This window comes from Sphingobium sp. FG11, assembly GCF_057809915.1.
In genome coordinates, this window is record NZ_JBMDKW010000011.1 from 52,128 (window position 1) to 70,882 (window position 18,755).

20 protein-coding genes are annotated in these 18,755 nt (G+C 67.2%); 14 read left to right on the forward strand and 6 right to left on the reverse strand.

The genetic code is table 11. The annotated features are described in order from the left end of the window. The first annotated feature begins 211 nt into the window (after positions 1–211). Positions 212–1,954, forward strand: coding sequence for a DEAD/DEAH box helicase (locus tag ACODSN_RS11075; protein ID WP_489055364.1), 1,743 nt, complete (start codon positions 212–214; stop codon positions 1,952–1,954). Positions 1,955–2,007: 53 nt separating this feature from the next. On the opposite strand, the gene ybaL is transcribed toward ACODSN_RS11075, so the two are convergent. Next, on the reverse strand, positions 2,008–3,645 hold the full coding sequence (ybaL, locus tag ACODSN_RS11080; protein WP_489055366.1) for a YbaL family putative K(+) efflux transporter: 1,638 nt from the start codon (positions 3,643–3,645) through the stop codon (positions 2,008–2,010). A gap of 105 nt (positions 3,646–3,750) precedes the next feature. Beyond that, positions 3,751–4,119 (reverse strand): hypothetical protein, encoded by a 369-nt coding sequence (locus tag ACODSN_RS11085; RefSeq protein WP_489055368.1) that lies wholly within the window; start codon positions 4,117–4,119, stop codon positions 3,751–3,753. Between the two features lie 213 nt (positions 4,120–4,332). On the opposite strand from ACODSN_RS11085, the gene rplU reads away from it, so the two are divergent. The 6 genes from rplU to ACODSN_RS11115 all read left to right on the forward strand — a co-directional run bounded on the left by rplU (position 4,333) and on the right by ACODSN_RS11115 (position 9,208). After that, positions 4,333–4,632 (forward strand): 50S ribosomal protein L21, encoded by a 300-nt coding sequence (gene rplU / locus ACODSN_RS11090; protein ID WP_489055370.1) that lies wholly within the window; start codon positions 4,333–4,335, stop codon positions 4,630–4,632. A gap of 29 nt (positions 4,633–4,661) precedes the next feature. Then, complete coding sequence (gene rpmA / locus ACODSN_RS11095; RefSeq protein WP_340231722.1) at positions 4,662–4,931, forward strand: 50S ribosomal protein L27; 270 nt, start codon at positions 4,662–4,664, stop codon at positions 4,929–4,931. A 272-nt stretch (positions 4,932–5,203) separates the two neighbouring features. After that, on the forward strand, positions 5,204–5,779 hold the full coding sequence (locus ACODSN_RS11100; RefSeq protein ID WP_489055372.1) for a GNAT family N-acetyltransferase: 576 nt from the start codon (positions 5,204–5,206) through the stop codon (positions 5,777–5,779). 222 nt (positions 5,780–6,001) lie between these two features. After that, the gene (obgE, locus tag ACODSN_RS11105) at positions 6,002–7,111 is read left to right on the forward strand and encodes a GTPase ObgE (protein ID WP_489055374.1); all 1,110 of its coding nucleotides are present in this window, start codon (positions 6,002–6,004) and stop codon (positions 7,109–7,111) included. A gap of 34 nt (positions 7,112–7,145) precedes the next feature. Beyond that, positions 7,146–8,288, forward strand: coding sequence for a glutamate 5-kinase (gene proB, locus ACODSN_RS11110; RefSeq protein WP_489055375.1), 1,143 nt, complete (start codon positions 7,146–7,148; stop codon positions 8,286–8,288). Positions 8,289–8,293: 5 nt separating this feature from the next. Continuing rightward, on the forward strand, positions 8,294–9,208 hold the full coding sequence (locus ACODSN_RS11115) for an NAD-dependent epimerase/dehydratase family protein (RefSeq protein ID WP_489055377.1): 915 nt from the start codon (positions 8,294–8,296) through the stop codon (positions 9,206–9,208). Positions 9,209–9,211: 3 nt separating this feature from the next. Here ACODSN_RS11115 and ACODSN_RS11120 read toward each other — a convergent pair whose 3' ends face one another. After that, positions 9,212–9,718 carry a CvpA family protein gene (locus ACODSN_RS11120; protein WP_489055379.1) on the reverse strand — a complete coding sequence of 169 codons (507 nt, stop codon included), beginning with the start codon at positions 9,716–9,718 and terminating at the stop codon, positions 9,212–9,214. Positions 9,719–9,727: 9 nt separating this feature from the next. Next, positions 9,728–11,095 carry a DNA repair protein RadA gene (gene radA / locus ACODSN_RS11125; protein WP_489055381.1) on the reverse strand — a complete coding sequence of 456 codons (1,368 nt, stop codon included), beginning with the start codon at positions 11,093–11,095 and terminating at the stop codon, positions 9,728–9,730. 89 nt (positions 11,096–11,184) lie between these two features. Here radA and ACODSN_RS11130 point away from each other — a divergent pair, with 89 nt between their 5' ends. Further along, the gene (locus ACODSN_RS11130; RefSeq protein ID WP_489055383.1) at positions 11,185–11,883 is read left to right on the forward strand and encodes an endonuclease/exonuclease/phosphatase family protein; all 699 of its coding nucleotides are present in this window, start codon (positions 11,185–11,187) and stop codon (positions 11,881–11,883) included. A 57-nt stretch (positions 11,884–11,940) separates the two neighbouring features. Then, positions 11,941–14,271 (forward strand): patatin-like protein, encoded by a 2,331-nt coding sequence (locus ACODSN_RS11135; protein WP_489055385.1) that lies wholly within the window; start codon positions 11,941–11,943, stop codon positions 14,269–14,271. A 5-nt stretch (positions 14,272–14,276) separates the two neighbouring features. Here ACODSN_RS11135 and ACODSN_RS11140 read toward each other — a convergent pair whose 3' ends face one another. Then, entirely contained in the window at positions 14,277–14,567 is a 291-nt protein-coding gene (locus tag ACODSN_RS11140) for a 4a-hydroxytetrahydrobiopterin dehydratase (RefSeq protein WP_489055387.1), read from the reverse strand. A gap of 40 nt (positions 14,568–14,607) precedes the next feature. Between ACODSN_RS11140 and ACODSN_RS11145 the strand changes: the two genes are divergently transcribed. The 4 genes from ACODSN_RS11145 to ACODSN_RS11160 are packed head-to-tail and all read left to right on the forward strand — an operon-like array spanning position 14,608 to position 17,193. Continuing rightward, the gene (locus tag ACODSN_RS11145; RefSeq protein WP_489055389.1) at positions 14,608–15,015 is read left to right on the forward strand and encodes a metallopeptidase family protein; all 408 of its coding nucleotides are present in this window, start codon (positions 14,608–14,610) and stop codon (positions 15,013–15,015) included. Beyond that, complete coding sequence (gene ccmA / locus ACODSN_RS11150) at positions 15,012–15,611, forward strand: heme ABC exporter ATP-binding protein CcmA (protein ID WP_489055391.1); 600 nt, start codon at positions 15,012–15,014, stop codon at positions 15,609–15,611. The genes ACODSN_RS11145 and ccmA overlap by 4 nt, the downstream gene beginning before the upstream one ends. Continuing rightward, positions 15,608–16,255 (forward strand): heme exporter protein CcmB, encoded by a 648-nt coding sequence (locus ACODSN_RS11155; protein WP_489055393.1) that lies wholly within the window; start codon positions 15,608–15,610, stop codon positions 16,253–16,255. The genes ccmA and ACODSN_RS11155 overlap by 4 nt, the downstream gene beginning before the upstream one ends. Positions 16,256–16,299: 44 nt before the next feature. After that, a complete protein-coding gene (locus tag ACODSN_RS11160) occupies positions 16,300–17,193 on the forward strand; it encodes a DMT family transporter (RefSeq protein WP_489055395.1) in 894 nt (297 codons plus the stop codon). Positions 17,194–17,271: 78 nt separating this feature from the next. Here ACODSN_RS11160 and ACODSN_RS11165 read toward each other — a convergent pair whose 3' ends face one another. Continuing rightward, on the reverse strand, positions 17,272–17,556 hold the full coding sequence (locus ACODSN_RS11165; protein WP_489055396.1) for a chorismate mutase: 285 nt from the start codon (positions 17,554–17,556) through the stop codon (positions 17,272–17,274). A 149-nt stretch (positions 17,557–17,705) separates the two neighbouring features. Here ACODSN_RS11165 and ACODSN_RS11170 point away from each other — a divergent pair, with 149 nt between their 5' ends. Next, on the forward strand, positions 17,706–18,731 hold the full coding sequence (locus ACODSN_RS11170) for a polyprenyl synthetase family protein (RefSeq protein WP_489055398.1): 1,026 nt from the start codon (positions 17,706–17,708) through the stop codon (positions 18,729–18,731). The last annotated feature ends 24 nt before the right edge of the window (positions 18,732–18,755 follow it).

Genomic DNA, 18,755 nt, shown 5'->3' on the forward strand with positions numbered 1-18,755 from the left:
TCCTTCCTCGGGAACGCGGGAAGGAGGCTTTCTTGTTTGGGGACATGGCAGATCCTGCCTCTCCCGCTAACTATCCTCCTGCGAAAACAGGAGTTCAGGATTGGGGTGCGTGACCTTGCCCCCAGGCTCCGGCGTTCGCAGGAGCACAGACAGGTCTCTTGGTATCCGTCGGACGAAGGCGGGTCGCTTTTATCCGATGGAAAACACACTAATGGCATTCGAAAACCTCCCTCCCCTCCTCGCCGAGGCGCTGAGCAAAAAGGGCTATGAAGCCCTGACCGAAGTGCAGGCTTCCGTCATCGAACCCGAAGCGGTCGGCCGCGACATGATCGTGTCGGCGCAGACCGGATCGGGCAAGACCGTCGCCTTCGGCCTCGCCATGGCGGGCGAACTGCTGAACGAGGAAGGCCGCCTGCCCCCGCCCGCCTGGCCGCTGGCGCTGGTGATCGCGCCGACGCGCGAACTGGCGCTACAGGTCAGCCGCGAGCTGGAATGGCTCTATGCCGGTGCGCGCGCGCGGATCGCGACCTGCGTCGGCGGCATGGACGCCGCGCGGGAGCGCAAGGCGCTGGCGCAGGGCGCGCATATCGTCGTGGGCACGCCGGGCCGTCTGCGCGACCATCTGGAACGCGGCGCGCTCGACCTGTCGGCGCTCAGGACCGCCGTACTCGACGAGGCCGATGAGATGCTCGACATGGGCTTCCGCGAGGACCTTGAAGGCATTCTCGACGCGACGCCCGAAAGCCGCCGCACGCTGTTGTTCTCCGCGACCATGCCCAAGCCGATCGTGGCGCTGGCCCGCCGCTATCAGAAGAACGCGTTCCAGATCGCATCGGCCTCCGCCGACCGCGGCCATGGCGATATCAGCTACCAGGCGATGACCGTCGCGCCGTCCGAAATTGAAAATGCCGTCGTGAACCTGCTGCGGTTCCACGAAGCGGAAACGGCGATCCTGTTTTGCGCGACCCGCGACAATGTGCGCCATCTGCACGCCAGCCTGACCGAACGCGGCTTTGCGGCGGTCGCGCTTTCAGGCGAGCATAGCCAGAACGAGCGCAATCATGCTTTGCAGGCCCTGCGCGACAAGCGCGCGCGGGTATGCGTCGCCACCGATGTCGCCGCACGCGGCATCGATCTGCCCACGCTGACGCTGGTCGTCCATGTCGAAATTCCCCGCGACGCCGAAACGATGCAGCATCGGTCCGGCCGCACGGGCCGCGCGGGCAAGAAGGGCACCGCCGTCCTGATCGTCCCCTATCCGCGCCGTCGCCGGGTCGAAGGGATGCTACGCGGCGCGAAGATCCCCGTCGAGTGGGTGCCGGTGCCGAGCCGCGAAGCGATCGCGGCGCAGGATGCCGAGCGGCTGCGCGCGCAGTTGCTGGCGCCGATGGAGCTGGAAGAAGCCGACTGGACGCTGGGCGCCGAATTGCTGGCCGCCAAGAGCGCCAAGGAAATCGCCGCCATGCTCGTGCGTAGCGCACGGGCGGCCATGCCCGCGCCCGAAGAAATGCTGGACGCCAGCGAAGCGCCGCCGCGCCGCGAAGGGCCACGTCCGGGCTTTGAGGATACCCAATGGTTCCGCATGGACATTGGTCGCCGCCAAAATGCCGATCCGCGCTGGATATTGCCGCTGATCTGCCGTCGCGGCCATGTGTCGCGCGGCGATATCGGCGCGATCCGGATCACGGCGAGCGAAACGATGTTCGAAATTCCCAAGGCGATCGCGTCGCGCTTCATCGCGGCGGTCAAGCGTTCGGGCGAGGCGGGTGACGAGGGCGCCGATGTGGCGTTCGAGCCGGTCGAGGGTGCGCCGCGCGAGGAAGCGCGGGAACATCGCAAGCAATTGCGCCCGGCCAATGGCGACCGGCCCAACCGCAGCGGCCCGCCGTCGCACAAGCCACGCGCCTTCAAGGGCGGCGCTGCGCGCAAGGGGCCGCCGCGCGGCCGGGGCTGATCGGCAAAGCTTGACCCGTCCGGTTCGCGCCGGACGGGTCGGAGCGGCCTATATTACCGCACACCGCACAGCGTCAGCATGCGCCCGGCCAGTTCGCGCTCGCCCATCACCACATGGGGAACGCCCAGCCCGTCCAGATACTCCACTTCCGCGTCGCTATGGGCGCGGGCGATGGTCTGAAGATTGGGGTTCAGCGAGCGCGCATGTTCGTGGATCGCGCCGCCCTCGAACCCTTCGGGAACGGCGATGAGCAGATGGCGCGCCTCGGCTATACCGGCGGCGCGCAGATGCCGGTCCTCCAGCGCATTGCCCCGGACCAGCGGGACGCCCGCCTGCCGGGCTTCCTCGGCCTTTTCCGCATCATCCTCGACCACCACGAAATGCACCTTCTGCTGCGCCAGCCGGTCGGCGATCAGCTTGCCGACGCGGCCATAGCCCACCAGCACGACATGGCCGATCGCCGGACGCGCGGCGGCAATGCGCGCATTTTCCTCGTCCCGCTCCTCCTGCTTGCGGCCGCGCACGACCAGCGAGAACAGGATGGGGTTGAGGAAGATCGAAATGATCGCACCGGCCAGGATCAGGTCGCGCGCCTCAGCGGGCAACACGCCAAGCCCGGTGCCGAGCGACGCGAGGATGAAGGAGAATTCACCGATCTGCGCCAGGCTGACCGCGATGGTGAGCGAGGTGTCGCCCGGATGGCGGAACAGCTTGACGATGGCGAAGGCCGCGATCGATTTGCCCACGATGATGATCGCGACGGTGGCGAGCAGGGGCAACGGCTGATCCACCAATATGCGCGGGTTGAACAACATGCCGACCGACACGAAGAACAGCACCGCGAAAGCGTCGCGCAGCGGCAGCGTTTCTTCCGTCGCCCGCCGGCTGAGCGGCGTTTCGCCCAGGATCATGCCGGCGAAGAAAGCGCCGAGCGCGAACGAGACATCGAACGCCGCCGCCGCGCCGAAGGCCACGCCAAGCGCGATCGCCAGCACGGCGAGGCGGAACAGCTCGCGCGATCCGCTGTGGACGACCCAGTGCAAGGCCCAGGGGATGACGCGCCGCCCCACGATCAGCATCAGCGCGACGAAGCCCGCGACCTTGAGCAGGGTGCCGAGCAGCGGCCCGAGCAAGGCGGCCGCCCCGCCGCCGCCATCCGCATCGCCGATAACCTTCGCCAGCGCGGGCAGCAGGACGAGCGCCAGAACCATCACCAGATCCTCGACGATCAGCCAGCCCACCGCGATTCGCCCGCGCTTGGTTTCGACCAGATCGGCCCCCTGAAGCGCGCGCAGCAGGACGACGGTGCTGGCCACCGACAGGGCGAGGCCGAACACGATGCCGCCCATCAACGGCCAGCCCATGACATGCCCAAGCCCGACGCCGAGCAAGGTAGCCACCGCAATCTGCGCCAGGGCGCCCGGCACGGCGATATATTTGACCGACAGCAGGTCCTTGAGCGAAAAATGCAGACCCACACCGAACATCAGCAGGATGACGCCGATTTCCGCCAGTTCATTGGCAAGGCTCGTGTCCGCGACGAAGCCGGGGGTGAAGGGACCGACCATGATGCCCGCGACCAGATAGCCGACGAGCGGCGATAATTTGAGGCGATGGGCGATCGAACCCATGATGAAAGCAACGACGAGACCGGCGACGATGGTGCCGATCAGGGGCGTGTGATGGGGCATGAAAGCCTTTCGTTCAGGGGCGGCGGACGACATGCGGGCGCGATCGCGCGCCATCCGTCGGGTATAGCATGATTCGGTCGATAGCGGCCCGCTTCACGCGGGCGGTCAGACGCGAACCGGGGGTGCTCTGGCCAGCCTGTGACCGGATCGGACGGCGGACGGCGCTCGCGCAGTCGTCCATCCCGCCCATGCCTGCACGAGGCGCGCCCGTCCCTCCGCGACAATGGCGGAGGCGGCAGGAAGCGTCGGTACGTCCAACCCGATCGACCGGCGGGTATCATCGGGATCGGCGACCCTGACCATCGGCGCGATATCGGGCGAGCGCACCTTCAGCGCCACGGCGGTCGTCGCCGGGTTGAACGCAGACCCCGCCTCACGGCTCGATGGCGGCCCCAGCGGGGCAAGGGCGCAGGCCAGCGCCAGAATCAGCGTCATCCACAGGGTCGCGACGAAGGGCATATCGCCCTCGTTCATCAACATCCTGTCCGGCGATCGCGTCATTCGGCTCCCTTTGGCATCCGCTCTATTATAGGAAGCGGAGCCGTTAAAACCACCCTCATCCGCCGCTTCGCCCGGTTGACATCGCCCGCCCCTTCCACTAACGGGCCACATTCCCGCGCGGGTCAGCAGGACTTCAAGGTCTTCGGTGAGTTGCGTAAAGCAGTTTTGAACGAGAAGAGACAAGCCATGTTCGCTATCGTGCGCACGGGCGGCAAGCAATATCGCGTCGCCGCCGGAGACAAGATCGTCGTCGAGAAGCTGGCCGGAGAGGCCGGCGACAAGATCACGCTGGATGACATCCTGCTGGCCGGCGAAGGCGGCGACCTCAAGGACACCGGCGGCCTGACCGTCGCTGCCGAAATCATCGCGCAGGCGAAGGGCGAGAAGGTTATCGTCTTCAAAAAGCGCCGCCGCCACAATTATCGCCGCAAGAATGGCCATCGCCAGCGTCACACGATCCTCAAGATCGTGTCGATCGGCGCCTGAGCCTCATTCAGCAATCAAGGAGTTAGGTCATGGCACATAAGAAAGCTGGCGGTTCGTCGCGCAACGGTCGCGATTCGGAATCGAAGCGCCTTGGCGTGAAGAAATTCGGCGGTCAGGAAGTGATCGGCGGCAACATCATCATCCGTCAGCGCGGCACCCGCGTCTATCCCGGCCGCAATGTCGGCATGGGCAAGGATCACACGCTGTTCGCCCTTGGCGAAGGTCGCGTGACCTTCCATTCGGGCAAGCTCGGCCGCAAATATGTATCGGTCGACGCGCAGGCGGAAGCCGCGGAATAAATTCGGACGACATGACGGGTCGTCCTTGAAAAAGGGGCGATCCTCCCGATCGGCGACCGAAAAATCGCCATCGGTGTTCGAGGGAAAAAGGGGCGCTCCTTGTCAAAGGGAGCGCCCTTTTCCGTTTGTCGCGCTCTCGCTCCATTTCCCTCAAACCTCTGGAACCCGTCACCCCTTCGCGCGTCCTGCGGGCGGGGTAACAACCAGACCGGACTGTCTTTAGGCCGTCATGAAAGACGGCCAAAGGCGAACGCATAACAGGAGAGACGATCATGTTCGCCCGCACCCCCCGCCTGCTGCTGCGGCCAGGCTGGATGGAAGACGCCCCCGCCCTTGCCGAAGCGATCGGCAATGATGCCGTGCTGCGCAATCTGGCGGAGGCTCCCAGCCCCTATGAACTTGCCGATGCGCAAGCATTCCTGTCGATACCGCAGGACGCACGCGCGCCCCGCTTGCTCGCCTTCACCCGCACGCTGGGCGCGCCGCGCCTCGTCGGGGGCTGCGCCATCTCCACGGCGGCGGACGGCGCACCGGAACTCGGCTACTGGATCGCGCGGCCCTATTGGGGGCTGGGCTTTGCGACGGAAGCGACGCAGGCGATGCTGAGCATGGCGCGCGCCACCGGTCTGCAAGGGCTGCGCGCCTTTCACTTTGCCGACAATCCGGCGTCGGGCAATGTGCTGCGCAAAATCGGCTTTCGCTTCACCGGCCAGACCGAGCGGCGGTTCAGCGCGGCGCGGCGCGCCGAAGTCGATTGCCTGATCTTCGAAGAGGGCGAAGTCGTGCGCATGGCCAATGACCCGGCGCTCGAACTTTATGGCGACGGGGGTCCCGCGCTCGCCGCCTGACGGATGAACCCGCCGCACGCGGTCGCGCCATGCGATCCGTGCGGCGCGCGAGACGGTTTAATTCCCCACGATGAGCGTCTGTTTGGAAATGCCGCACCGGCCCTCATCTCCGCCGACCTCCCAGACATGGTATCCTGATGGGCGGTCGGGTGGGGGTGAGGGCCGGTGCGGATGCGCCAAAGGCGCATTTCCAAACAAGCTCTAAGCGGCTATGGGCCGCCCATGCATTTTCTCGATCAAGCAAAAATTTACATCAAGTCCGGCTGGGGCGGCCCCGGCGCGGTCAGTTTCCGGCGTGAAAAATATGTCGAATATGGCGGGCCGGACGGCGGCTATGGCGGCAAGGGCGGCGACATCATCTTCGAATGCGTCGCCGGTCTCAACACGCTGATCGACTTCCGCTACACCCAGCATTTCAAGGCGCAGCGCGGCAAGCCCGGCATGGGCAAGAACCGCTATGGCGCGGGCGGCGAGGACCTGATCGTGCAGGTGCCGGTCGGCACCCAGATTCTGACCGATCCGCAACCGATCGAAGGCACCGAGGATGAGGACGGCATCCCCGATTATGAGGATCAGGAAATCCTCGCCGACTTCACCGAGCCGGGGCAGCGCATCGTCTTTCTGCGCGGCGGTGACGGCGGGCGGGGCAATATGTCGTACAAGACCAGCACCAATCGCGCGCCGCGTCAGCATGGCACGGGCTGGCCGGGGCAGGAAATGTGGGTCTGGCTGCGGCTCAAGCTGCTCGCCGATGTCGGCCTCGTCGGCATGCCCAATGCGGGCAAATCGACGCTCATCAACAAGGTGACGAATACGAAGGCGAAGGTCGGCGCCTATGCCTTCACCACCACCAAGCCGCAACTGGGCGTCGTGCTGCACAAGCAGCGCGAATTCGTGCTGGCGGATATTCCCGGCCTGATCGCAGGCGCGGCAGAGGGCGCGGGGATCGGCGACCGCTTCCTGGGCCATATCGAGCGATGCCGCGTGCTGCTCCACCTGATCGACGCGACCGGCGACGATCCCATCGAGGCGTGGCGCATCGTGCAGGACGAACTGGCGGCCTATGGCGGCGGCCTGGAGGAAAAGCCACAGATCGTCGCGCTGAACAAGGGCGATCTGCTGGGACCTGAACTGATGGAAGATATCGCCGCGCAGCTGCGCCAGTCGGGCGTCGAGGATGTGTTCATCATCTCGGCGGGCAACGGCGACGGCGTCGAGGCGCTGCTGGACGCCATCCTGCCGATGGTTGGCGATGCCAAAGCGGCGGCGCTGAGCGATGCGGGCGGAAGCCGGGACGGCGACGAGGATGAAAAGCCATGGTCGCCGCTCTGAAATCCACGAAACTCTCTCGTCATTCCAGGCCGTCATGACCGCTCCCCTCCCCGGCTTCCCGCCGTCCTCCGCCCGTCGCCTTGTCATCAAGATCGGCTCCGCGCTGCTCGTGGACGCCGCCGGGCAGGTGCGCGAAGCCTGGCTGCGCACGCTGGTCGCCGATGTCGCCGCGCGCAAGGCCGCCGGGCAGCAGATCATCATCGTGTCGTCGGGCGCTATCGCGCTCGGCGCACGGCGGCTGAAGCTGCCCAAGGGCGGGCGCGGCAGTCTGGAGGATGCGCAGGCCGCCGCCGCGACCGGCCAGATCGCGCTGTCCCAATGCTGGGCCGCGCTGCTGGCGGAGCGGGATATCACGGCGGCGCAGATGCTGGTGACGCTCGACGATCTGGAACATCGCCGCCGCTATCTCAACGCGTCAGCGACGCTGGAACGGCTGATGCAGCTTGGCGTGGTGCCGGTCGTCAACGAAAATGACAGCGTCGCCACCGCCGAAATCCGCTTCGGCGACAATGACCGGCTGGCGGCACGGATCGGGCAAGCCGCTCGGGCTGACGCGGTGGTGCTGCTGTCTGACGTAGACGGGCTTTACAGCGCGAACCCGCACGCCGATGCGAACGCCATGTTCATCGACAGGATAGAGCGCATCGACGCGCGGATCATGGCCATGGCCGACGGCGGCTCCGCGTCCGGCATGGGATCGGGCGGCATGACGTCCAAGATCGAGGCGGCGAAGATCGCCACCGGCGCAGGCGCGCACCTCGCTATCATTTCGGGCAAGATCGACGCGCCGCTGTCCCACTGGGAACAGGGCGGGCGCGGCTCGATCTTCCTCGCGGCCCAGGGCAAGGGTGCGCGCAACGGTGCTCGGAGGGGCTGGCTGTCGGGCCGACTGACCGTGCGCGGGCGCATCATCGTCGATGAAGGCGCGGAACGGGCGCTGGAGCGCGGCAACAGCCTGCTGCCTGCGGGCGTCGCGCGGGTGGAGGGGCAGTTCGAGCGCGGCGATGTGGTCGATATCCTCAGCCATGACGGCCGGGTCATCGCGCGCGGCCTGTCCGAATATGACAGCGCCGCCGCCACGCGGATCGCGGGCAAGCGCAGCGAGGATATCGCCGCGCTGCTGGGCGAAATGCCGCGATCGGTGCTGGTGCACCGCGATCATATGGCGCTGGTCTGAACCCCATGTCGCTGCGCATCGCCATGACCGGCGCGACGGGATTCGTCGGCGCCGAAACCCTGAATCAGGCGCTGGCGGCGGGGCTGCATGTCAGTGCGCTCGCTCGCCGTGCGCAGCCGCCGCGCGCGCGCCTCAAATGGGTGCACGGGTCGCTCGACAACGCCGCCGCGCTCGATACGCTGGTGCGCGATGTCGATGCGGTGATCCATATCGCCGGGGTCGTGAATGCGCCGGACCGCGATGGCTTCGAGGCGGGCAATGCGCGTGGCACCATGACGCTGATCGACGCGATGCGCCGCCGGGGCGTGCGGAGGCTGGTGCATGTGTCGTCGCTCGCCGCGCGCGAGCCGCAACTGTCCGACTATGGCTGGTCCAAGGAACTGGCCGAGCGCCATGTAAGGGCGAGCGGCCTCGACTGGACGATCGTGCGGCCGCCCGCCATTTACGGGCCGGGCGACCGCGAGATGCTGGAGCTGTTTGCGATGGCGCAGCGCGGTGTCATGCTGCTGCCGCCGGGCGGGCGGCTTTCGGTGATCGAGGTCGGGGACCTTGCCCGCCTGCTGCTGGCGCTGGGGTCGCAGCGGCATCTGGGCCTCGCCCGCACGTTCGAGGTCGATGACGGGACGCCGGGCGGCTGGGATCACAAGGATTTCGGGCAGGCGGTCGGCCGCGCGGTCGGGCGGCCGGTACGCACCATGGCGGTGCCGCGCTGGGTCATGAACATCGGTGCGGGTCTCGATCGCGGCTTTCGCGGCGGCCGGGCGAAGCTTACGCCGGATCGGGTGCGCTATTTCTGTCATCCCGATTGGGTCGCGAACGGCACGATGCAGCCGCCGCCGACGATCTGGACCCCGGCCGTGCCGACCGAGGCGGGGCTGAAGGCCACGGTCGAGGCCTATCGCGCCAAGGGCTGGCTGTAAGGTTCAGGCGGGCTTTTTCGCGCGGCGCTCGGCGACGAATTCGCTGATCGCCTCGCCGCTCGCGTTGAGCAGCGGATAGGTGCGCGCGTCGGACAGCCAGTCGGGTCGCCGCGCGCCGCTGCCATAAACCGTATCGTAGACCAGACTGAAGGTGAGAAAGATCAGCGTCGCGCCGATCAGTCCCTTGATCGCGCCGAATCCGCCGCCGAGCACCCGGTCGACCGGCCCCAGGATCGACTGGCGCGTCCGCCGCCCGATCGCCCGCGCGAGCAGCTTGCCCGCGCCGAAGGTGATGCCGAACACCAGCGCGAACGCCAGGATCGCCGCGCCGCTGGTCGTGCCGACGAAGCCTGTGAGGAACGCCGCGGCCGGGGCGTGGAACAGGCGGATGGCGAAAATGCCGAGCACCCAGGCGATTAGCGACAGGGTTTCCTGCACGAAGCCGCGCAGCAGGCCGAAGACGGCGCAGCCACCGATCAGCAGCAGGACCAAAATATCGACGCCGTTCATGACGGCTGGCTATCCGCGCCCGAGCATCTGGTCAACCAGTTGCGCGAGGCTGCGGTAGCCGCTCACCGCTATGCCCTTGACCCCGTCCGCCGCCGCGCTGGGCACGAAAGCGCGTTCGAAGCCGAGTTTCGCGGCTTCCCGTAATCGAAGCGGTGAATGCGCGACCGGCCGGATTTCGCCCGACAGCGCGATTTCGCCGAACAACACCATGTCGGCCGGCACCGGCTTTTCCGCCAGCGCCGAAATCAGCGCCGCCGCCACCGCCAGATCGGCGGCAGGATCGGACAGGCGATAGCCGCCAGCGACGTTCAGATAGACTTCGCAGGTCGAGAAGCTGAGGCCGCAGCGCGCCTCCAGCACCGCCAGCACCATCGCCAGCCGTCCGCTGTCCCAGCCGACCACCGCGCGCCGGGGCGTGGCCCCGCTCGACAGCCGCACCACCAGCGCCTGAATTTCCACCAACACCGGCCGCGTCCCCTCCAGCGCGGGAAAGACCGTCGCGCCGGTCACACTCTCGTCGCGGTGGGTGAGGAACAGGGCGGAGGGATTGGCGACCTCCTCCAGCCCTTCCGCCACCATCGCGAACACGCCGATCTCGTCGGTGCCGCCGAAGCGATTCTTGATCGCGCGCAGGATGCGATATTGATGGCTGCGCTCGCCTTCGAAGCTCAACACCGTGTCGACCATATGTTCCAGCACGCGCGGCCCGGCGATGCTGCCATCCTTGGTGACATGCCCCACCAGCACCAGCGCGGTGCCGCGCTGTTTGGCGAAGCGGATCAGTTCCTGAGCCGAGGCGCGCACCTGGCTGACCGTGCCGGGCGCGCCTTCGATCAAATCGCTGTGCATGGTCTGGATCGAATCGATCACGAGCAGGGCGGGCGGCGGCCCTTCGCTCAGCGTCGTGAGAATATCGCGCACCGATGTCGCGCTCGCGAGTTGCACGGGCGCTTGCCCCAGCCCCAGCCGCTGCGCGCGCAACCGCACCTGATCGGCCGCTTCCTCGCCACTGATATAGGCGACCGCCAGCCCGCGCATCGCGATTCGCGCCGCCGCCTGCAACAGCAAGGTCGATTTGCCGATGCCCGGATCGCCGCCGATCAGCGTCGCCGATCCGGTGACCAGCCCCCCGCCCAGCGCGCGATCAAACTCGGCAATCCCGGTGGACGCACGATCGGGCAAGGCGATCGCGCTGTCGAGCGCAACCATCGTCAGCGCCCGCCCGCCGCCTTGCAGATCATGACGCGCCGAAAAGACCGTCTCCGCCGCTTCCTCGACGATGCTGTTCCATTCACCGCAATCCTCGCACTGCCCCTGCCACCGGCTCGCGACGGTGCCGCATTGCTGACAGACGAATTTGCGCTTTGTCTTGGCCATAGCGAATCTGTATCAGAACATATGCGGAACACAATCACATGTTGCACGGCGCGCTGGAAACCTGCGGCGTCCTTGGGCATTCAGTAGCGATGCAGTCCATCCGTTTCGCCAGCTACAATATCCGCAAAGCCATCGGCACCGACCGCCGCCGCAACCCCGAGCGCATATTGGAGGTGCTGGGCGAACTCGACGCCGACATCATCGCGTTGCAGGAGGCGGACCGCCGCTTTGGGGTCCGGTCGGCGGCGATCCCCGCCTGGCTGCTGGAAAGCCAGAGCGATTACAAGCCCGTGCCGCTCAATGTGCAGAGCGATTCGATGGGATGGCATGGCAACGTCCTGCTGGTGCGTAAAGCAGCCGAGATCGCCGCCCATGACGTGCTGCACCTGCCCTGCCTCGAGCCGCGCGGCGCGACCATGGCGGAGGTTGGACTGCATGGCCACAGGCTGCGTGTGTTCGGCATGCACCTCGACCTGTCGGGCCTGTGGCGACGGCGGCAGGCGGCGGCGGTGATCCATGCCGCCGCCCATGGCGAATCGCTGCCGACCGTCCTGATGGGCGACCTTAACGAATGGAGCGCCGACCGGGGCTGTCTTGCCGACTTTGCGCGCCATTATTCGTTCGCGCCGTGCGGGCGCAGCTTTCATGCGCGCCGCCCCGTGGCCCGGCTCGACCGGATCATGCATTGCGAACGGACGACGCTGACCGATTGCGGGGTGCATGAAAGCGCGGCCGCGCGGCGGGCGTCGGACCATCTGCCGATCTGGGCCGAGTTGCGATTTGCCTGACCGGCGCGCACCCATCGCCCCCTCGACAAGCGGGCCGGCGTTTGCGACGTTCGGCGCATGAGGGAGAAGGAACTGAGGCTGGCGCTGGTCTGCTATGGCGGAATCAGTCTGGCCGTCTATATGCACGGCATCACCAAGGAAATCTGGCGGCTGGCGCGCGCGAGCCGGGCCTTTCATGACGGCACAGCGCCAGAACCGGGCAGCGAGACGGTCTATGCGCGGCTGCTGGCGGATATGGAGGCGGCGAGCGGGGTGCGGCTGCGAATCATGCCCGACATCATCGCGGGCGCGAGCGCGGGCGGGATCAACGGTATCTTCCTGGCGCAAGCGATCGAGACCGGGCAGTCGCTGGAGCCGCTGACCGATATGTGGCTGGAAAATGCCGATGTCGACAAGCTGCTCGATCCCGATGCCCGACCCGCCCGCGCGATCAGCAAATTCTGGGCCGCGCCGCTGGTCTGGATGGCGGCGCGGCATCCGGGCGATACGGTCGAGCGCACCGTCGCGCCGGAAACGCGCGAGGAGGTGCGGCACAAATTGTCGCGCTTCATCCGCTCGCGCTGGTTCGAGCCACCTTTTGGCGGCGAGATTTTTTCCACCATGCTGCTCGATGCGTTCGACGCGATGGCGGCTTCGCCGGCGGGACCGCCGCTGTTGCCCGCCGGTCATCCGCTCGACCTGTTCGTCACCGTGACCGATTTCGAAGGCCATCCGCAAAGCCTCACGCTCAACAGCCCGCCTTTGGTGGTGGAGACCGAACATCGCCTGTCGATCGGCTTTCGCGCCGATGATCGGGACCAGCGTCAATTCGCCGACGCGGTGGAGCTGGTGTTCGCCGCCCGCGCCACCGCGAGCTTCCCCGGCGCCTTTCCGCCCTTTACCGTGCGCGAGCTGGACCGGGTTCTCACGCATCGTCATCGCGCCTGGCCGGGGCGCGATGCGTTCCTCGCCCGCGTGCTCCCGCGCCAGACCGCGCAGGGACAGGCGGAGGACGCGGTGCTGATCGACGGATCGGTGCTGGCCAACGCGCCCTTTGCGCCTGCCATCGGCGCGCTGCGCAACCGGCCGTCGCGGCGAGAGATCGACCGGCGCTTCGTCTATATCGATCCCAAGCCCGGCCATCGCTCGATCCGGCTCAACCGGCGCGGCGAGCAGGAGGATGAGGCTGGGCAGGAAGGCCCCCTGCCCGGCTTTTTCCGCACCATCTTTGGCGCGTTGAGCGACATTCCGCGTGAACAGCCGATCCGCGACAATCTGGAGCTGATCGACCGCCACAGCGCCCGCATCCGCCGCACGGTGCGCATCCTCCATGCGCTGCGGCCGGGGATCGAGGCGGAGGTGGAGAGCGCGATCGGCGGCATGCTGTTCCTCGACCGGCCGACCGCGCCCCGGCTGATGAACTGGCGCGCCAAGGCGCAGCAGCGCGCCGCGACCTCCGCCGGATTCGCCTTTCCCGCTTACGGGCATCTGAAACTGTCGGGTATCGTCGAGGATCTGGCCGCGCTGCTGTTCGACCTGAGCGGCGAAAGCAGCGCGATGATGCGCGAGACCTGTCGCCAGTCGCTCTGGACGCATATTCGCGCGATCGGCGCGGATCAGCTAACCGACAATGTCGGGCCGTCCTCCCCGCCCGTCAGCTTCTTTCGCGCGCATGACCTGTCGTTCCGCATCCGCCGGCTGCGCTTTCTGGCGCGGCGGCTGACCGAAACGCTGGAACCGGAAAGCCCCGCCGACGATCCCGCCGTGCAGAAGATGCGCGACGCTATCTACCGGGCGCTGGCCCATTATGCGCAGTGCGAGAGCCGCGAGATTTACGATGATGCCGCGCGCGCCAGCGCCGGGGATCTGCACAGCGATCCCGCCGCGGCGCTGGAGGCGATCGCGCGGGCGCGGAATCTGCGCGACAAGGACCGGCTGACCGACCTGCTGCTCGCCGATGGCTTTGCGGCGCTGCCCAAGGCAGGGCGGCGGACGATGCTGCTCGCCTATCTCGGCTTCCCCTTTTACGACATCGCCACCCTGCCGCTGTTGCAGGGCGATGCGGTGGACGAATATGATCCGATCAAGGTCGATCGCATCTCGCCCGAGGATTGCGACGCCATTCGCTCAGGGGGCGCGGACGCCACGCTCAAGGGCATCGAGTTCAACAATTTCGGCGCGTTTTTCAGCCGCGCCTATCGCGAGAATGATTATCTGTGGGGGCGGCTCCACGGCGTCGAGCGGCTGCTGGACATTGTGATCTCCACCATGCCCGGCCAGGCGCGCCTGCCGGACGGCGCGTTGGACACCTATCGCCGCAGCGCCTTCCTCGCGATCCTCGATGAAGAAGAAGCGCGGCTGCCCCATGTCGCCGACCTGATCGCCAGCCTGCGGCGCGAAATCGGGTGACGGGATCAGCGCATCAGCGCATCGATCGCCAAAGCGAGGGCGATATCCCGCCGCGACAGGCCGCCCGCGTCATGGGTGGTGAGCAAGATGTCCACCCGGCCATAGACGTTGGACCATTCGGGATGATGATCCGCCTTTTCCGCCAGCAGCGCCACACGCGTCATGAAACCGAAAGCGGCGTTGAAATCGGCGAAGGCGAAGCGGCGGCGGATGCCGTCGGGATCGGCGACCGCCGTCCATTCGGGCAGATCGGCGAGCGCGCGCGCCCGTTCCTCATCGTCCAGTTTACCAACCATTTGTCTATCCTCGCACAATCGTTTCGCTTATGTGGCACCCATGGCTGAAGCTGGTCAACACCCCCTCCACGCGCCGACCGCCGGCCAGATCGAGACGCTGGCGCTCGAAGCGCTCGGGCGTCTGCCCGCGCCTTTTCACGACCATCTGGCCAATATCGTCCTGTTCGTCGAGGAGTTCGCCGATCCGCAGACGCTCAAGGACCTGGAGATTGACGATCCGTTCGGCCTGACCGGCCTGTATCGCGGACGGCCGGTGGGCGACCCCGTGCAGACCGGCGATCCGCCACCCAGCGTCCATCTGTTCCGCAGGCCGCTGCTCGACGAATGGGTCGAAACCGGCATCCCGCTCGACCTGCTCATCACCCATGTCGTCGTGCATGAGATCGGCCATCATTTCGGCCTGTCCGACCTCGACATGCATGTGTTGGAGGATATGGTCGCGCCATGAGCGGCCCGCATGCGCGGCTGACAGGCGTCGCTTGCGCGCGCGGCGGGCGGATGCTGTTCCGCGATGTCACTCTGACGGCGGAACCGGGACAGGCGGTCCTGCTGCATGGTCCCAACGGGATCGGCAAATCCAGCCTGCTGCGAATCTGCGCCGGATTGCTGCCCGTCTTTGCGGGCAACGTCACCCGGCAGGGAAGGATCGCCCTGGCCGATGAGCGGCTGGCGCTCGATAGCGAGTTGCCGCTGCGCAAGGCGCTGGCCTTCTGGGCGCAGATCGACGGGGTCAGCCCGGACCGGCTGGATGCTGCGCTGGAGGCCATGGCGCTCGCGCCCCTGGCCAAGCTGCCGGTGCGGATGCTTTCGACAGGGCAGCGCAAGCGCGCCGCGCTGGCCCGCGTCATCGCATCGGGCGCGGATATCTGGCTGCTGGACGAGCCGGGCAACGGGCTGGACGACGCCTCGCTGGGCTTGCTCGGCGCGGCGGTGGCGGCGCATCGCGCGCACGGCGGCATCCTGCTTGCGGCATCGCACCAGCCGCTGCCGATGGCCATGACCGCAAGCATCGATCTCGCAACATACCGGGCGGACGAAGGATGAGGACGCTGCGCCTGCTCATCGCCCGCGACATCGGCCAGGCATGGCGGTCGGCGGGGCTGTGGCTCCCCGTCGCCTTCCTGCTGCTCGTCGCCAGCCTCTATCCCTTTGCCGTCGGGCCGGACGCCGCGCTGCTCGGCCGCACCGGCGGGGGCATGTTGTGGATCGCGGCACTGCTCGCGAGCCTGCTGCCGATCGACCGGCTGATCGCGCCCGATCGCGATGCGGGCGTGCTGGACCAGATCGCCCTGCGCGGCATCAGCGAGGAAATGATGCTGATCGCCCGGCTGATCGCGCACTGGCTGGGCTTTGGCCCGCCGCTGATGCTGGCCGTGCTTCCAGCGGCGGCGCTGCTGAAGCTTGGCGGCGGCACGATCGCTCTGCTGGAGGCCGGGTTGCTGATCGGGACGCCGGGGCTTGCCGCGCTCGCCCTGCTGGTCGCGGCGTTGACGGCGGGGCTGCGGTCGAGCGGCGCGCTGGCGGGCCTGCTCGCTTTGCCGCTGGCGGTGCCGCTGCTGATCTTCGGCGCGGGGACGCTGGGCGACGGCAGCGGCGCGGCGCTCAAATTTCTGGGCGCGACCTCGCTGCTGCTGGTGGCGATCACGCCGCTGGCGGGTGGGGCGGCGATCCGCGCCGGGCGGGAATAGCCCCCCTCGACAGCGGCCTGCGCGCCGGGCAAAGGCGGGCGATCATGCTCGCCCTTGCCGCTTCCATCCTGTTCGTCCTGATCTGGTCCACCGGCTTCATCGTGGCGCGCGCGGTGGTGCCCCATGCGACGCCCGATCTGGTGCTGGCCGTCCGGATGCTGCTGACGACGCTGCTGCTGGGCGCGCTGGCCGCCCATGCGCGGCAGGCCTTGCCAAAGGGCCGCCGCCTCGCCCTGCATCTGGCGGCGGGCATCCTGATGCACGGTCTTTATCTGTCGCTCGGCTGGTGGGCGGTCAGTCGCGGCATGCCCGCGGGGATCATGGCGCTGCTGGGATCGCTGCAACCGCTGATGGTCGCGGTGGCGAGCGTGCCGTTGCTGGGCGAGCGGCTTCCCGGCCGCGCATGGACCGGATTGTTCGTCGCGATCTTTGGCGTCGCCTGCGTGCTGGCCCCGGCGATCGGCCGCGCGGGCGTGGGCGCGATCACATTCGCACCCGTCGCCGCCGGTCTGACCGGCATCATCTGCATGGCGGGCGGCACCCTGATCCAGCGCGGCACGATCGCGACGGACGGCATATGGATATCGGGCGCGGTGCAGAATGCAGGCGGCGCGATGGTGATGGTCGCCGCCGTCCTGATCGGTGGCGACTGGCGATGGGACGGCGCGCCGATGCTGTGGGCCGGGCTGGCCTGGTCGGTGCTGGGCCTGTCGGCGGGAGGGTTGTCGCTGCTCGTCTGGCTGGTGCGGCATCAGGGGGCGACGCGCATGTCGATGCTGTTGCTGCTCGTTCCGCCACTGGCCGCGATCGAGGGCTGGCTGCTGTTCGGCGAGCGGCTCGCCGCCCTCCAGATCGCCGGGTTCGCGCTGGCGCTGGGTGGGGTACTGCTCGGCCGCAGTTCGGCCAGGCCGAGCGACGCGATCACCGAACCCGCCTGAGCTTCAGAGTCTGTTTGGAAATGCGCGAGAGCGCGCATTTCAGGTTGCCGCACCAAAGGCGCATTTCCAAACACACTCTCAGCCGTTGCGCAGGCCTTCATGATGGCGAATCACCTCGTCGATGATGAAGCGCAGGAATTTTTCGGTGAAATCGGGGTCCAGCTTCGCGTCGAGCGCGAGCTGGCGCAGCCGCCCCACCTGCCGCGCCTCCCGCCCCGGATCAGCGGGCGGCAACTGGTGCGTCGCCTTATGTTCGCCCACCGCCTTGGTGATCTTGAAGCGTTCGGCGAGCATGAACACCAGCGCCGCATCGATATTGTCGATGCTTTCGCGATAACGCTGCAAAGTTTCGTCCACGATCATCCTCCGCCCCTGCATCGCTAAATGGAGGCGGCATGTCGCCTCCGGCCGATGCGTCGATCCATAGGGCGGCGCTTTTTGCGCCATCCGGCCGTCCAAGCAAGCTATTCCCGCTTGCTTTACGCATTTTGGGTCGCCACATGGGCCGCGTCATGACAGCATCCGTATCCGGCAATGTCCATTCGATCGGCCGCGCCAGCGCGCCATCGCTCGCCCCGATCATGGCGCTGGTCGGCGAGGGCATGAATCAGGTCAACGCGGTCATCATCGACCGCATGGCCTCGCGCATCCCGCTGATCCCCGAACTGGCCGGCCATCTGATCGCGGGCGGCGGCAAAAGGTTGCGGCCGATGCTGACGCTCGCCTGCGCCGACCTGGTCGGTTATGCCGGGACGCGGCACTATAAACTGGCCGCCGCCGTGGAGTTCATCCACAACGCCACCCTGCTCCATGACGATGTGGTCGACGGATCGGGTCTGCGCCGGGGCCGCAAGACCGCCAATTTCATTTGGGGCAACAGCGCCAGCGTGCTGGTGGGCGACTTTCTTTTCTCCCGCTCGTTCGAACTGATGGTCGAAGCCGAATCGCTCAAGGTGCTCAAGATCCTGTCGAACGCATCGGCGGTGATTGCGGAGGGCGAGGTCAATCAGCTGACCGCACAGCGCCGGATCGAAACCAGCGAAGAACAATATCTCGACATTATCGGCGCGAAAACCGCCGCCCTGTTCGCCGCCGCCTGCCGCATATCGGCGGTGGTCGCCGACCGGGGCGAGGCGGAGGAGCGGGCGCTGGACGTCTATGGCCGCAATCTGGGCATCGCCTTCCAGCTGATCGACGACGCGATCGACTATGAATCGGACGGCGCAACCATGGGCAAGGATGCGGGCGACGATTTCCGCGACGGCAAGGTGACGCTGCCGGTGATCCTGGCGCATGCGCGCGGATCGCAGGAGGATCGCGCCTTCTGGAAGGACGCCATGGCGGGCAGCCGGATCAGCGACGAGGATCTGGCCCGTGCGACCGATCTGTTGCGCAGCACCGGCGCGATCGCCGACACGCTGGCCCGCGCCCGCCATTATGGCCAGCGCGCGATCGATGCGCTGGGCATGTTCGCCGGGGGCCGCGCCAAGGAGGCGCTGACCGAAGCCGTCGAGTTCGCCATCGCCCGCGCTTATTGAGGTTGAGGGAAATCGAGCCGCGGT